Genomic DNA, 14,933 nt, shown 5'->3' on the forward strand with positions numbered 1-14,933 from the left:
ACGTAGAGTATCCGATACACGACAATCATGCGCCGCTGTATAAATCTGTATATTTGCCTATGACCTGCACCAACGTCATAACCAATCTAAGCAGGCACATTTCTTTGACTAAAGAAGAGTGCGATCTGATTTCTTCCAAAGTCAGGCAAGTGGTATTGAAAAGAAAAAAAGCCATCATACAGGAAGGCCAGGTGGCAAAAGATGTCGCATTTGTTTTATCGGGTTGCCTGCGTTCCTACTCGGTAGACGATAATGGTTTTGAACATATCCTGCAGTTCGCTCCTGCCGAGTGGTGGATCACCGATATGTATAGTTTTATTGCACAAAAACCCGCTTACCTGACAGTAGAAGCTATTACGGATAGCGAGATAGCCCTGCTCAGCAGAAAGGATCAGCTTGATCTTTTTGACCAGGTGCCCAAGCTGGAAAGATATTTCAGAATACTTACTGAGAATTCGCTGGTAGGAAGCCGTCAAAGATTGATTGATAATATGAGCCTTACAGCCAGACAGCGCTACGAAAATTTCTGCAATCTGTACCCCTCTCTTATCAATGAAATTCCGCAGAAGCTGATTGCGGAATATATTGGTGTTACGCCCGAGTTCCTCAGTAAAATGAGAACACAGTTATTGCGTTCCCAATAACACATAACAACCTGTTTTCTTAATCTAGGTTATTGGTTACTGCTCCTGCTGCAGAAGAACTTTGTAGTAAAATACAGGGTTATGAAACAGTTGTTACTTTTCTTTTTTTTATTCTTTCATATAGCGGCCCACACCCAGAAATTGAGTTATCTCAGTTTTAAAACAGAGAACGATTTCCTCAACTACAGGGGCAAGGGTACAGACCGGTACTATTCTGCCGGGATCTTTGTGGGACTTACGCTGGTGAACAAAGAGAATCCCCGGGTTATCCAGAACCTGTCTGTCAACCAGAAATTATTTACACCGGATGATATCTCCAACCTGCACCTTACCAACAGGGATTATCCGTATACGGGCTTATTGTATTTTACGTACAGCCGTTCCGTGATCGCCAAGAACGCGCTTTCGGCAGTTACGTATAAGGTCTCATCCGGATCAACAGGCCGGAACTCCGGAGCAAGGGAGGTACAAACGGCCGTGCATAAATGGATCCATTACCGCGTACCGCAGGGTTGCGATTATGAATTGAATATGGGCCAGCTGTTGCAGTTTGAGCTGAACTATCAACGCGCACTGGTAACTCAAAACCGAATTAAAATCAGTTCGTTTGCCGGGACCGAATTTGGCACCATCTTCAACAGGCTTACCATGGGCACCGAGCTGAAAATAGGCAACAGTGACTTTAATTTTAATGAAGGCAGTTTTCAGGTACATCCCGAACTGTTCCATAAAAGATCCGGTTTCTACTTTTTTGCAAGACCGGAGCTAACGTATGTGCTGAAAAACAAAATGTTCAGTACCGATTTCGGGAACACACCGTTGAAAGAGGGCGAAGTGACTCATAAAGACATGTCGCGCTATGTATTCAGCAGCAGCGTGGGTGTTTCCTGGTATACCCCCCGGTTACTGGTTACCCTGGCGCAGCATAGCAACACCAAAGAATTTGCCCAGGCCGATCCGCATTCGTATGGTGAAGTGCAGTTGGTGTTCCGGTTATAACTGCTCACCGATGGTTCAGCGTTCAGAAATATGATAAGGTTTTGAATACAGGATCAATAAAGGGAGAGCCACTGCCCGTGTAAACAACCCTGCGTCTCGCATAATGTGAGGAATGGCCCTGTTTAACAAAGAAACAGCTCTCCCAAACAGAGCCATTTCTCTGTTTGGGAGAGCTGTAGCTCAGTACCAGTGAGCCGCAGCTCACTAAAAGTGCCCTGTGGCTCTGTTGATATCTGCTGCAGGGCACTCAGGCAGGCGTGGTAGCAGCTTGTTTACGGCTAACACGCGGGAAACGTTTCACCAAGTCTTCATAAATAGCCTGACTACCAGCCACATTGTTGCGGCTGGCCCCTTTTACCGAAGCATGGAAAATGAGCGAAGCCTCATAGGCTTCGGCTCCGGCCATGGTCAGGGTGTCTTCAACGGCCTGGCATAAAGCGTTTAATTCACGTGCAACCTCACGCAGGTCAGTAACCAGGGCCAGGTCTTTGCTGGCTTCGCTAACATCCAGGTACGTAGGTACCAAAGCGCTGTTTTTCTGGGCATAATCGAGCGCTTTTTGTACAAAAGCCAGGCTTTTATCACCCATTTTGGCCATGCCTGCCCGGTCATCGGGGGTAAGGTTAAACAGTAGTACAGGACTGAGTTGCTGGCGAATGACAGCCAGTTGCTGCAGAATGGTCTGTTTATCACCAGCGCTGAGGGTGCCGGAGATCTTGTTGCTTTGTGGCATAGGATTGGTTTTTTAAAAATGAATTGAATACTGCGAGTTTAACAACTTGGAATTTTTTCTCATAGGGTATTTATACCTGATTTTATAGGGGAAAAACACCCCCCTTGCAGCTCAACCGGGTTTATTACATTGGGTATTCGATGAATGTCGTGTAATCAGGCACTGGAGATAACCCTTATACAACGAAGTTTCTGAACAGTAGCGAATCTGTTTAGCGATTACACGAAGGCTGGTACCTATCGAAAAGGGTAGACAAACTTTTATTTGCTCGACCAGAAACAGGAGAGATTTCCTTCAAAAGGAGCCGTTTTCATATCCAGCGACCCGAAGGGTTTGCGTTAGCATTTCATAATCATTCAGAAACAGGGGGTTGTTGGTGAGCTGACGTGCGGCTTTGTGTAGCTGGATACAAGTTACGTGGTAAATAAATAAGGGATCAATTAGTCAAATTCTCCGCTTGCCTAACATCCTTGTATAAAATTCGCACAAGGTGTTTTAGGCAAGCGGGTGAGGAAGTTGGTTGATTTACTTACGGGTTGGTAGACCAGATAGAAGCATCTTTCACAAACACTCTTCTGTTCAGTTTCAGGTGGGCAACCAGCAGTTCTGCAAAATCTTCGGGGTGCATTACCCGGTCTTCGTTGTTGTTAATGAGGTTGGCGCTTTTGGCCAGATCGGTCACCACGGTACTCGGGGTAAGTGCGGTTACGCGGATATTGTGTTTGCGCACTTCCTGCATTAAAGAATCAGTGAGACCCATCAATCCGAATTTAGAAGCGCTGTAGGCACTGGTAACCGGTGCGCCTTTTAAACCGGCGGTGGAGGATACGTTCACGATATCGCCGGTCTGTCTTTCGATCATTTCGGGCAATACGGCGCGGGTGGTATAGTATACACCAAAAAGGTTCACTTTAATTTGGTTCTCCCACTGCTCGGGTGTCAGCTCCAGGAACTTTCCGAATGCCGCGGTGCCGGCATTGTTAATGAGGATATCAATGGCCCCCAGTTCCTGCCGGATCTTTGCCACGGCAGCATTTACCGAATTGATATCGCTGACATCCGCAGAGGCCACTGCCGTTTTTACCCCCAGGGCGCCAGCTTCCTGTGCTACCGCCTGCAGGTCTTTTTCTGTACGAGCTACCAGGCCCAGGTTTACCCCTTCGTTGGCCAACGCAAGCGCTATCGCCCGCCCAATTCCTTTCCCCGCCCCTGTGATGATTGCGGTCTTATTTTGTAATGATTGCATATATCTTATTTACAGGTGAATTGTGATTTGTGAATCGTCAGTCGTGAGTCGTCAGTGTTGATTCTCTGCCTATTCACCACTCACCACTCACGATTCACAAATCACGCAAAATTACATCTCATCACCCTGTGTCTTTGTAAATTCTCTGTCATTGTTTACCCCTACCAACCAAAACTCCATTTAAAACGCAGGTACCCGATATCCTGTAATCCCTGGAAGCTGCCCTGGTAACGGAGAAAAAAGGATTGCCAGATAAGATCGGCATCCAATTGAGGGGAGATATTATAACTGATGGACGGCGACAGAATGAGCAGGTCAAGCTGCGGTGAGTATACAATGGTGCAGCTGGCAGAGCTGAGCGGACTGATTTCTTTGCGTCCTGCCAACAACCAGCTAAACCGCGCAGGCATAAGATTTCTGGAGCTGAGGCTGAGATTTAATTCGCCGGGGTTATTCAGGTTCCGGTTTAATCCACGGCTGTTGTACAGTCCGCCAACAGTAAGGTACCACCCGTGTTTGAAAGCATGGTCCAGCGCCAGTGTCAGGTTCAGTTGACTGGCCGAGTCTTTCCCGGCGAAATAATATTGTGCTTCGCCTTTAAAGCCTGTCTCTTGAATACTGCCTGCCCAACCCATACCGAGCGTTGCGGTTCCGTGGTAGATACCGGAGATGAACTGCAGATCATAGCTCCATCTGTTCAGGAAATAGCGTGCAGCGGCGATCTGTTTCTGCTTACCACTGCTGCTGTACACAAACTCTATATGTGAAAAATCAGAGAGTTTGTGTTGCAGGCTGATGGCATCGGATCCCGGTCGTTCTTCATAGTCGATGTCTAGGAAATTATAGGCGTTGTAAATATCGTTTGGATTCCAGAGGGTGGCCATGCCCCAGTTGATGCGCTGGCGGCCGATGCGTGCCTGCCATTTCTCTTTTTTCAGGTCTACATATAACCGCTCTACATTGGTATGGAAGACCAGATTGTTATTACTGATCCAGGCTTTCTGCAGGTTCCATGCTTCATTACTATTGCGGAGGCGACCGGCAAAATCGGGAATGCGGCTGACCTGGTCGCCCCAGAATACCCGGTTACGCAGTTCGGCGGCGAAACTGATGACGGCGGCGGGTTTCCATTTTACATTGAAACGGTTATGCACCAGGTTGCCGAATGTATTCTGGTGGCCCAGTTTGTCGATCGAATAGGAAGAGAGATTTTTGACGTATCCGTTGAAACTTATTTTCTGATGGGTGGCCGATAAGGAATCCTGTGCCATCAGAATCTGGTAACAGCTGCAAAACAATAGTATGAAAAGCCACTTAATGCTGTACATGTGTATCCACTTTTGCGGTATCGGATGTGATGCGTCCGTCTACCAGTGTGATCACGCGGCGCGCCCTTTCGATTACCCTGGCATCGTGGGTGGAGAAGATGAAAGTGATGTTTTCTTCCTTGTTCAGCAGTGCCATGATATCGAGCAGGTTCGAGGCGGATGCGGTGTCAAGGTTGGCCGTAGGTTCATCGGCCAGCACGAACTGCGGCTTTGAAGCCAGCGCGCGTGCTACAGCTACGCGTTGTTGCTGACCACCGGATAACTGTGAAGGACGACTATCCATCTTGTCTTCGAGGCCGATCTGCCTGAACAGTGTTTGGATGCGTGCCTCCCTCGCCGATTTATCGATACCCTGCAATTGCATGATGAACTCTACGTTCTCCCTGGCGGTGAGCACCGGTATCAGGTTAAATGACTGGAATACGAAACCGATATTTTGTAAACGAAAATCGATGAGTTTGTTGGGACTCATAGCCGTTATATCAATGCCGTTGATCTCTATCCTTCCTTCATCGGGTGTGTCCAGTCCGCCGATCAGGTTCAGCAAAGTGGTCTTGCCCGAACCGGAGGGTCCTACCAAAGCGGTGAACTCTCCCTGGTTAATGTGCAGGTGTACATTGTTGATGGCATACACGGGAATGTTTTCCTTATTATAGATCTTGGAAATATTATGTGCGTCAATTACGGTACTCATGCCGGTTATTTTGGGTGATCATGATTTTATTTTCGTAATGCTTCTATTGGTCGTAACTGCAGGGCTTTCAGCGCCGGATAGATACAGGATGCCAAAGCCGTAAATAAAACGATGCCCATGATACCTGCCAGTTTTTCTGTGGGAAATTCCGGGTAGATCAGCGTGCTGAAACCAAAATTGCTCATCATTTCTTTGCCCATGCTTTCCAGGTTCAGGCCGTTCTGGTGGTAGTAACCGGTTACGATCCAGGCAATGCCCAGACCAATTGGTGTGCCGATCAGGGTGAGGAAAACGGTTTCCAGGAATACCAGCAGGAACAAACGGAGCCGGTTCATGCCCAGCGCCATCATCACCCCGATCTCCTGTGTACGTTCGAGTATGGCCATCAGCATGGTGTTCACAATACCGAAAGCCAAAGCGAACAGGATAATACCGATGATGATATAGGAAGTGATATCCACCGTATCGATCATCAGTTCTGTTTCGGGCGAAAGATTTTGCCAGGGCTCTACCAACAGGTCGGGATATTGTTGCTGCAGTTGTTGTGTGGCAGTCAGGGTTGCGGCATCCTGTTGAAGTATGAGGGCTATCTCATGTGCATCATTACCAATATTCAGCATCTGGTTCAGTTCGGATCTTTGTACGTATACGTTGCGTTCATCCATCGGAGTATTCTCAGACTGGTAAATAGCGGCCACGCGGAAAGCCGCCGAGATGATATTGCCGTCTGCATCGGTGAAAGTGAGTACCAGTTTACCTCCGGGGTTCAGTTTCATTTTGTCGGCCAGTTTTTTACCGACAAGCACCTGGTTCTTTTTGCCGGGCTCAAACCCTTTTCCCAACCGGATTTTCTGCAACAGGCCGGATACTTGGTTTTCCATGGCCGGGTCAATGCCATTGATCTGTACACCCGCGCTGCCAGTAGTGGTGGCCAGCATACCCTGTGTGATGGTCCTGCCGGCAATATATTTTACTGCACTGTTTTTCTGCAGTTCCTGCAGCAGTTTTTCAGCGTCGTTGATGACGAACCGGGCCTCATAATCATTCTTGAACATTTTGTGGTGGAGCTGAATATGACCGGTTTCCGAATAGATAACGGTCCTTACGCGGCCATTCATCATACCCTTGTACAGCGCCAGTACAGCAATACCCGCAAAAAGCCCGATCGCTACCGAAAGCATGATAACGAGGCTGCGGATTTTGTTACGCCATATGTTACGCCAGGCAATTCTGAATATCACGGTAATGGTTTTATTTTTTCATGGAGATGACAGGATTTAAACGGATCACTTTTAACACAGGATATAAGGATAACACCAGTCCGATCAGCAAAACCATCAGGCCCTGGTTGATAAAGTGGATGCTGTCTGTTGAGGTTGGGAAAATGGCTTCAAACCCGAACCGTTCATAGGCTTTGGCGGCATTGCCGGTGATGCGGATGGGGTGTTTCTGCAGGTACCACACGAGGGGCATACTGGCCAGTATCCCCAACAGACAACCCGCCAGCACGGTCAGGATCGATTCGCATAGGAGTAATAAAGCCAGTTTGCTTTTTCGCATGCCGATAGCTACCAGCATACCCAGTTCAAAACGGCGTTCTGCCATCATCATCAGCAAAGTGCCGAAAATGCCAAAAGAGATCAGCAGGTACAGGATCAATTGTATTACCACCATGTTGGAGCTATCGGTTTTGATGTGTTGTTTGATGTCGGGCATCATCTGTTCCCAGCTCATCACTTCGTATCCGTTCCCTGCCAGTTGCTGGGTGTCTGTACTGATCATGTTCACCTGTTTGGGGTCCTGTATAGATAACACATAGGAGGTAAGTATACCCGGAGCTTCGAACAGCACCTGAGCGGCAGCAAGCGGCAGATACAGGAGCCGGTCGTTCAGGTCCGGCGAACCGAATTTGGCTACGCCGCCGATCACGTATTTCCCGGCAGCGGTGGCGCCATGGTAACCCTGTCCAATCAGTACCAGGGTATCATGCAGTTGCAGTTGTAATCTTTTTAGTAGTCCCTCAGCCACCAGTACGGTATTATCTCCTGCCTGCAGGTATTCTCCTGCAACCAGTTTGTTGGAAAGCCGGGTGATCCTGTCTTCTTTCTGCGGATCAATGCCCACTACCAGGCAACCCTTGGTAATATTTCCTGCTGAAGCCAGCGCAAAAGATTCTAACCTTGGGGTGATACCGGTGATACGTGTATCGTGCAACAGTTTTTTTTCAAGGGCTGCGGAATTTTCAAAACTATTGTCGAGTATCTGTTCGTCCCAATAGCCTTGTTTGTGTATCTGTATATAACCCGAGTAGAAACTGACCATGTTTTTGATAAGGTTGTCGAAGACTCCCGTTTTGATACTGCTGGTCAGCACGGATAAGACAACGGCAAAAAAGATGGATGCCATCGTAATGGTAGTTCTGTTGCGGTTTCGCCAGAGGTTTTTCCATGCCAGCTGTAAGATCCACATCTTAATTGAATTGTTTTATCCGCTCGATAGAGAAAAAGGTATCGTCTATGTTCCGGTTAAACTGCACAGAGAGGTAAATGATTTCTGTTTTATGTCCTTTTTTATCCGCAGGTATCATTTCAATGCGGGTGGGTATCAAGCGCCCGTCCATCAGTTTGATATCATATCCGCGCATGGTGTTGGTAAGTTTGCCTTCTTCATCAAAGAACTCTGTGTAGAGTTCCAGGAAATCCTTTTTATCGATCACCACCAGCAGTTTGCCCCATACAACGGCCGTATTGGGTTTGGGGATCAGTTCAAGCCGGTAGCAGTTTTTCCCGTCAATCGTGGTGTCTGCCAGTAACCGGTGCTGGTAGTCGTCCACAACAGAAGATTCTTTTACCAGGTCATCATTGGTGAAATCGGTACCCATCCAACTGTTGGTCATCATGGAGGGCGGCAGTTTGATGATGCGTTCGAGTATGGGCATCCAGTTCCATACTTCTTTTTTACGCTTCAGGAATACGATGCCTTTATCTTTCGGGGGAGACTGCACCAACAGTAGTGCAAAGTCGTTACCCTTCATCCAGGACCGGATCCGCATTTCACGGCTCCAGCTGGGTCGGGTGGTTCTGATGATCAGTTCACCCTGGGAGGTTTTGCCACGCATTTTTTCATCTGCTTTCCGTATGATTTCGGTAGCCGACTGTGTGTATGCCAGAAAAAAAGAGCAGGTAAACAGTATGGTCAGAGATAACCTCATGGTATCTGCTATTGTCTTATAAATTTACAACAATACTCAGGGAACTATCGGTTTTATTTATATTTCAAAAGCAATGCTTTTCCCGGCAGGCAGTTATTTCTCTCCCTGTACGAAATCGTTTGCGTTCGTTTTCTCTGCCCAATACCATTTTATTCAGGTTCTTCTTCGTATTTTATTGGCTGATTAATTATCCCGATTGCTATGAACGAACAACTGCCCCGTCGTCGCTTTATCCGTTATGCCACCCATACAGCGCTTGGTGCTGGTTTACTCGGTAAAGTCTCTGGTGTTTTTGCAGCCGGGGCCGATGGGGATCCCAAACGCATCGGTATTATCGGTTTAGACACATCACATAGTATTGCTTTTGCCAAAGCGTTGAATGGGCCGAATGTTTCGCCGTCCTACCAGGGCTTTACGGTTTCTACGGCTTATCCCAGGGGGAGTGCTGATATAGAATCTTCTGTAAAACGAATACCCGGTTATACCGAAGAAATAAAGAAACTGGGTATAGAGATCACGTCTTCTGTGGAAGAGCTGCTAAGCAAATCTGATTATATTTTACTGGAAACAAACGATGGCCGGCCACACCTGGAACAGGCCATGCAGGTGATCAAAGCGGTAAAACCTTTTTTTATCGACAAACCCGTAGCCGGATCGCTCCGTGATGCTATCGCTATTTATGCGGCAGCTAAAAAACACAAAGTACCCCTGTTCTCCTCCTCCTCGCTCCGTTATATGGAAACCGCACAGGAAGTGGCGCAGGGCAGGATCGGCAAAGTGCTGGGGGCTGATACCTATAGTCCGGCCACCCTCGAAAAAACACATCCCGATCTGTTCTGGTATGGAATTCATGGCGTAGAGATTCTGTATACGGTAATGGGTATGGGTTGTAAAGAACTGGTACGTGTAAATACCCCCGATACCGATATTGTAGTGGGAACCTGGTCCGATGGCCGTACCGGCACTTTTCGCGGAACGCGTACGGGCAAACACGAATATGGCGGAACAGCCTATGGAGAAAAAGGGAACCTGGTATTGGGGCCATTTAAAGGGTATGACAACCTGCTCGACCAGATCATCCGGTTTTTCAGGACCGGCATTGCCCCGGTGAGTGCTGAAGAAACCCTGGAAATATACACATTCATGGAAGCAGCAGATGAAAGCAGGCGCAATGGTGGCAAAGCGGTTGTGTTGGCGGATGTGTATGGGGCAATGAGTGAATGAGCGAATGATTTGTTTAAAACCATTAAGTATGAATAATTCCCGCAGAGACTTTATTAAAAAAGCTTCCATGGGCTCGGTGGCTTTTTCGTTTGGTGGGGTGTTGCAGGGCTTCAGTGCCGGTAGCTACCGAAATATTATTGGCGCTAATGATAAAATAGCGGTAGCCTGTATGGGTGTGAACAGCCGTGGCCTGGCGGTTGGTAAAAATTTTGCCTCACAGCATAACTGCGAAGTGCTGCATGTATGCGATGTAGACAGCAGGGCCAGCACCAAATGTATCGCTGCCATAGAGAGCATACAACAGAAACGGCCGAAGGATACGCCCGATTTCAGAAAAGCCCTGGAGGATAAGGATGTGGACGTGCTCATTGTTACTGCACCGGATCACTGGCACGCGCCTGCCGCCCTGCTGGCCTGCGCTGCCGGAAAAGACGTATACCTGGAAAAACCCTGCAGCCATAACCCCAATGAAGGTGAAATGCTTGTAAAAGCGGCAGCTAAACATAAACGGGTACTTCAAATGGGTAACCAGCGTCGTTCCTGGCCCAATGTGAGTGCCGCTATTGCAGAACTGCATGGAGGAGTGATCGGCAAACCCTACTATGCCAAAACCTGGTATACCAATAACCGGCCGTCTATCGGCAAAGGCAAAGAAGTGGCAGTACCCGACTGGCTTAATTACGACCTATGGCAGGGACCGGCGCCACGCAGGCCCTACCGCGATAACCTGATACACTATAACTGGCACTGGTTCTGGCATTGGGGAACAGGCGAAGCTTTAAACAATGGTACTCATATGGTTGATCTGGCACGATGGGGACTGGGTGTTACCTATCCTACCAGTGTAAATTCTACCGGAGGCCGCTACCGTTACCAGGACGATTGGGAAACACCCGATACGCAGGTCATCAATCTTTCTTTCGGAGATAAAGGAATGATCAGCTGGGAAGGCCGCAGCTGTAACAGCCGGAATGTAGAAGGCAGCAGTGTAGGCGTGATCTTTTACGGGGAGAACGGGTCGCTCACCATTGAAAGTGGGAACTCTTACAAGATTCACGACTTGAAAAACAAACTGGTAAAAGAAGTAAAGAACACCCAGAATATTGATGCGCGTAATGTATCGGACCCTGCACAGGAACTGGATGCATACCATATCCAGAACTTATTTGATGCCATCAAAAAAGGAACACCCCTGAATTCCGATATCGTGGGTGGTCACCAGAGCACGTTGCTGGTACAGCTGGGCAATATTGCACAACGCACGGGCCGCACATTGCATACCGACCCAACCAACGGCCATATCCTCAATGATTCTGTCGCCATGAAATACTGGAGCCGCGAGTATGAAAAAGGATGGGAACCGAAAGTGTAGATAAGAAGGGAATAATGAATAATGAACAAGGAATGATGAACAAGGAATGATGAACAAGGAATGATGAACAAGGAATGATGAATTGTTTCTATCACTCTGCGTAAACTCACCGTCCTCTGCGGCTCTGCGGTGAAAAGATGAAAGGGACAAGAAACAAGGAGCAAGAGACAAGGAGGGTAAGGAAGGATAATGAATGGATAGTTAAAACCCAAATGCATGACAACTAACGAAGCCGGTGAAAAATTTATCAGTCAGCGTTTGTATTCATTGGATGCTTTGCGTGGCTTTGATATGTTCTGGATCATCGGAGCTGATGAGTTTTTTCACCAGATGGGTAAAGCCACAGGAACACCCTTCTGGCAGTCTCTTTCAACCCAGTTCACACATCCTTCCTGGAACGGGTTTCATGTGTATGATCTTATTTTCCCATTGTTCCTTTTCCTGGCGGGAGTATCGACGCCCTATTCCATCGGCCGTTCTTTATCGGAAGGGAAAACCAGACGACAGGTAATGCTGAAAGTGGTGAAAAGAGGTTGTTTGTTGGTTTTGCTGGGACTGGTGTTTAACAATGGTCTGCAATTGCGTCCTTTGGCTGATATCCGCTTTTCCAGCGTATTGGGAAGGATCGGTATTGCTTATGTATTGGCCAATATCATCTATATCTATGCCAGAGAAAAACTGCAGTTTGCCTGGTTCGCCGGTTTACTTATCGGTTATTGGCTCATCTTAAAATTCACGTCTGCACCGGGTTTCCCTCCGGGTGATCTAACTATGGAAGGTAATTTTGCCTCCTATGTAGACCGCAGCCTGTTGCCGGGAAAATTGTCACTGGGTATTCATGATACGGTTGGTTTCTTCAATAATATACCAGCCGTGAGTACGGCGCTGGCGGGCATTATTACCGGTATTTATTTGAAGAAACCGGAAATCACCAAACAAAAGAAAGCCTGGATGATGGCGTTGGTGGGGGGTGTGTGTCTGCTGATCGCGCAGGTATGGAATCTTGATTTTCCTATTAACAAGAACATGTGGTCCAGCTCATTTGTCATGCATACCACCGGCCTGAGCTTACTGCTGATGTCCCTGTTTTATTATGTGATAGATGTTCTGGGTTACCAGCGCTGGGCTTTTTTTCTGAAAGTGATCGGTATGAACTCGATCCTCATTTATATCTCCGGAAAATTCATCAACTGGAGATATACGGTCAATGGTTTTTTTCAATGGCTGACCGAATGGGTTGGCGAGCCGTATAACCTGGTAACACTGAGTTTGTGTATGATACTGGTAAAATGGGTATTCCTCTATATCCTGTATCGCAAAAAAATATTTTTAAGGGTATGAGTCTGACAAAAATTATCAGGGTACATCACCTGCAGGATCCCGTTTCGCTGGGTAATTCTGCCGGTGAAGAAGCAGCGCTTGCCATTAAAAAAGCGATCGCTAAAAAAGGACAGGCCAAAATTATTCTGGCAACAGGCACCAGTCAGTTTGAAACACTGAACCGGCTGATTGCAGAACCGGGTATCGACTGGTCACAAATAACCATGTTTCATCTGGATGAATACATTGGTCTTCCCATCACTTCTCCAGCCAGTTTCCGGAAATACCTGAAAGAAAGGTTTCTGGATAAAGTGCCGAAGCTGAAAGCAGCGCACCTGATCAACGGGGAGAATGATCCTATTAAAGAATGTAAACGTCTCAATGCTTTACTTCGGCGCCACCGTATTGACGTTGCCCTGGTAGGTATTGGTGAAAACGGACATCTGGCTTTCAACGATCCTCCGGCTGATTTTGACACCCGGGATCCGTATATCATTGTAGACCTGGACCAGGCCTGCCGTAAACAACAGTTTAACGAAGGCTGGTTTAAAACCATGAACGATGTACCCAGGCAGGCCATCAGCATGTCGATACACCAGATCATGAAAGCCAGACAGATCATCTGTTCTGTTCCGGACCAAAGAAAAGCTGAAGCGGTGAGGAACTGCCTGGAAAAACCGATCAGCAACCGATACCCCGCCAGCATTCTGCGGAATCATACCAACTGTTCCATTTATCTTGATACAGCGTCTGCCTCCCTGTTAACCAGTAAGAAAACAAAATAACCAGGCCTCTTTGGAAAACCGGGGACCGGCTCTCATAAGAAAACAAATTACATCATGCGTGATCCAAAAACTGTTGTGCAGGTAAGTTCTTTGTCGAAGCGGCAAACACAGGTCTCTATCTTTATCATTGGCATCCTGTTTTTTATTTTCGGGTTTGTTTCCTGGGTGAACGCGATCCTGATACCGTATTTCAAGATCGCCTGTGAGCTGACTCATTTCAGGGCTTACCTGGTTACATTCGCTTTTTACATCTCTTATTTTATTATGTCGGTGCCAGCGTCTTACCTGTTAAAGAGAACCGGCTTTAAAAAAGGCATGATGACAGGTTTCTGGATCATGTCGTTGGGGGCATTCATTTTTGTTCCTGCTGCGTTAACGCGGACGTATGAAATTTTCCTGATGGGACTGTTCACTATCGGTGCCGGCTTGGCTGTTTTGCAAACAGCGGCCAATCCGTATATCACGGTATTGGGTCCCAAAGAAAGTGCGGCACAGCGCATCAGCATCATGGGTATCTTTAACAAGGGTGCCGGTATTCTTGCACCACTGGTGTTTGCTGCGGTAATCTTAAAAGCCACCGATACCCATCTATTTGCAGAACTGGGCAGTATGGGTGCAGCAGAAAAAGCCACAGCATTGGATGAGCTGGTAAGGCGTGTGATGGTTCCTTACCTGTGTGTGGGTTCGGTATTACTGGCATTGGGTTTCCTGGTCCGGTTCTCTCCTTTGCCGGAAATTGATACCGAACACGAAAGCGAAGAACTGGCGGCTGCCAATACGGGTAAAAACACCATTTTCGATTTCCCGCACCTGGTACTGGGGGCCATTGGTATTTTTTTGCATGTGGGGACACAGGTGATTGCCATAGATACCATTATCGGTTATGCCAACTCTATGCAGATACCGCTGATGGAAGCCAAAACCTTCCCTTCCTATACATTGGCCGCTACTATCTGTGGTTATGTGCTGGGCATTATCTGTATCCCGGCGTATGTGAGCCAGGTAAATGCACTCAGGTTCTGTACGCTGCTGGGAACCTTACTGACCTTATTGATCGTTTTTGCCAACGGACAGGTACATTTTCTCGGACATACGGCAGATATTTCTATCTGGTTTGTGGTGTTGCTGGGACTGGCCAATTCGCTGGTATGGGCGGGTATCTGGCCCCTGGCGCTGGACGGTCTGGGTAAGTTCACCAAGATAGGGGCTTCGGTAATGATCATGGGACTTTGTGGTAACGCTATCTTACCGCTGGTGTACGGATGGATGGCTGATCTTTTTGATGTACGTACGGCTTACTGGGTACTCTTGCCCTGTTATCTGTATCTTGTATTTTATGCAGTATACGGTCACCGTATCAGGAGGTGGAAACCTTAA

The 14,933-nt window shown here is 47.5% G+C and carries 14 protein-coding genes; 7 read left to right on the forward strand and 7 right to left on the reverse strand.

What is annotated here, in order from left to right; translation table 11 throughout:
* Positions 1 to 104 precede the first annotated feature (104 nt).
* Together ACH3Y6_RS02740 and ACH3Y6_RS02745 are read left to right on the forward strand one after the other, a co-directional pair.
* Entirely contained in the window at positions 105 to 644 is a 540-nt protein-coding gene (locus ACH3Y6_RS02740; RefSeq protein WP_490834039.1) for a Crp/Fnr family transcriptional regulator, read from the forward strand.
* Between the two features lie 81 nt (positions 645 to 725).
* A complete protein-coding gene (locus ACH3Y6_RS02745) occupies positions 726 to 1,643 on the forward strand; it encodes a lipid A-modifier LpxR family protein (RefSeq protein WP_490834040.1) in 918 nt (305 codons plus the stop codon).
* Between the two features lie 247 nt (positions 1,644 to 1,890).
* Here ACH3Y6_RS02745 and ACH3Y6_RS02750 read toward each other — a convergent pair whose 3' ends face one another.
* From ACH3Y6_RS02750 to ACH3Y6_RS02780, 7 genes are all read right to left on the reverse strand, one after another.
* Positions 1,891 to 2,376, reverse strand: coding sequence for a hypothetical protein (locus ACH3Y6_RS02750; protein ID WP_490834041.1), 486 nt, complete (start codon positions 2,374 to 2,376; stop codon positions 1,891 to 1,893).
* Between the two features lie 529 nt (positions 2,377 to 2,905).
* Positions 2,906 to 3,622: a 3-ketoacyl-ACP reductase gene (locus tag ACH3Y6_RS02755; protein ID WP_490834042.1), complete on the reverse strand. Its 717-nt coding sequence runs from the start codon at positions 3,620 to 3,622 to the stop codon at positions 2,906 to 2,908.
* 161 nt (positions 3,623 to 3,783) lie between these two features.
* On the reverse strand, positions 3,784 to 4,893 hold the full coding sequence (locus ACH3Y6_RS02760) for a hypothetical protein (RefSeq protein WP_490834043.1): 1,110 nt from the start codon (positions 4,891 to 4,893) through the stop codon (positions 3,784 to 3,786).
* A gap of 43 nt (positions 4,894 to 4,936) precedes the next feature.
* Positions 4,937 to 5,644, reverse strand: a complete 708-nt coding sequence (locus ACH3Y6_RS02765; RefSeq protein ID WP_490834044.1) for an ABC transporter ATP-binding protein — start codon at positions 5,642 to 5,644, stop codon at positions 4,937 to 4,939.
* A gap of 26 nt (positions 5,645 to 5,670) precedes the next feature.
* Positions 5,671 to 6,885, reverse strand: a complete 1,215-nt coding sequence (locus tag ACH3Y6_RS02770; RefSeq protein ID WP_490834045.1) for an ABC transporter permease — start codon at positions 6,883 to 6,885, stop codon at positions 5,671 to 5,673.
* Positions 6,886 to 6,895: 10 nt separating this feature from the next.
* Positions 6,896 to 8,113, reverse strand: a complete 1,218-nt coding sequence (locus ACH3Y6_RS02775) for an ABC transporter permease (RefSeq protein WP_490834046.1) — start codon at positions 8,111 to 8,113, stop codon at positions 6,896 to 6,898.
* 1 nt (position 8,114) lies between these two features.
* A complete protein-coding gene (locus ACH3Y6_RS02780; protein ID WP_490834047.1) occupies positions 8,115 to 8,855 on the reverse strand; it encodes an outer membrane lipoprotein-sorting protein in 741 nt (246 codons plus the stop codon).
* Positions 8,856 to 9,056: 201 nt separating this feature from the next.
* Here ACH3Y6_RS02780 and ACH3Y6_RS02785 point away from each other — a divergent pair, with 201 nt between their 5' ends.
* The 5 genes from ACH3Y6_RS02785 to ACH3Y6_RS02805 all read left to right on the forward strand — a co-directional run bounded on the left by ACH3Y6_RS02785 (position 9,057) and on the right by ACH3Y6_RS02805 (position 14,933).
* Complete coding sequence (locus ACH3Y6_RS02785) at positions 9,057 to 10,079, forward strand: Gfo/Idh/MocA family protein (protein ID WP_490834048.1); 1,023 nt, start codon at positions 9,057 to 9,059, stop codon at positions 10,077 to 10,079.
* A gap of 28 nt (positions 10,080 to 10,107) precedes the next feature.
* A complete protein-coding gene (locus tag ACH3Y6_RS02790; RefSeq protein ID WP_490834049.1) occupies positions 10,108 to 11,451 on the forward strand; it encodes a Gfo/Idh/MocA family protein in 1,344 nt (447 codons plus the stop codon).
* Between the two features lie 216 nt (positions 11,452 to 11,667).
* Positions 11,668 to 12,792 carry an acyltransferase family protein gene (locus ACH3Y6_RS02795; protein WP_490834050.1) on the forward strand — a complete coding sequence of 375 codons (1,125 nt, stop codon included), beginning with the start codon at positions 11,668 to 11,670 and terminating at the stop codon, positions 12,790 to 12,792.
* On the forward strand, positions 12,789 to 13,556 hold the full coding sequence (locus ACH3Y6_RS02800) for a glucosamine-6-phosphate deaminase (protein WP_490834051.1): 768 nt from the start codon (positions 12,789 to 12,791) through the stop codon (positions 13,554 to 13,556). Before ACH3Y6_RS02795 ends, ACH3Y6_RS02800 begins: the two co-directional genes overlap by 4 nt.
* A gap of 54 nt (positions 13,557 to 13,610) precedes the next feature.
* The gene (locus tag ACH3Y6_RS02805) at positions 13,611 to 14,933 is read left to right on the forward strand and encodes a sugar MFS transporter (RefSeq protein ID WP_490834052.1); all 1,323 of its coding nucleotides are present in this window, start codon (positions 13,611 to 13,613) and stop codon (positions 14,931 to 14,933) included.

This window comes from Sediminibacterium sp. FW305-C-269 (assembly GCF_058231045.1).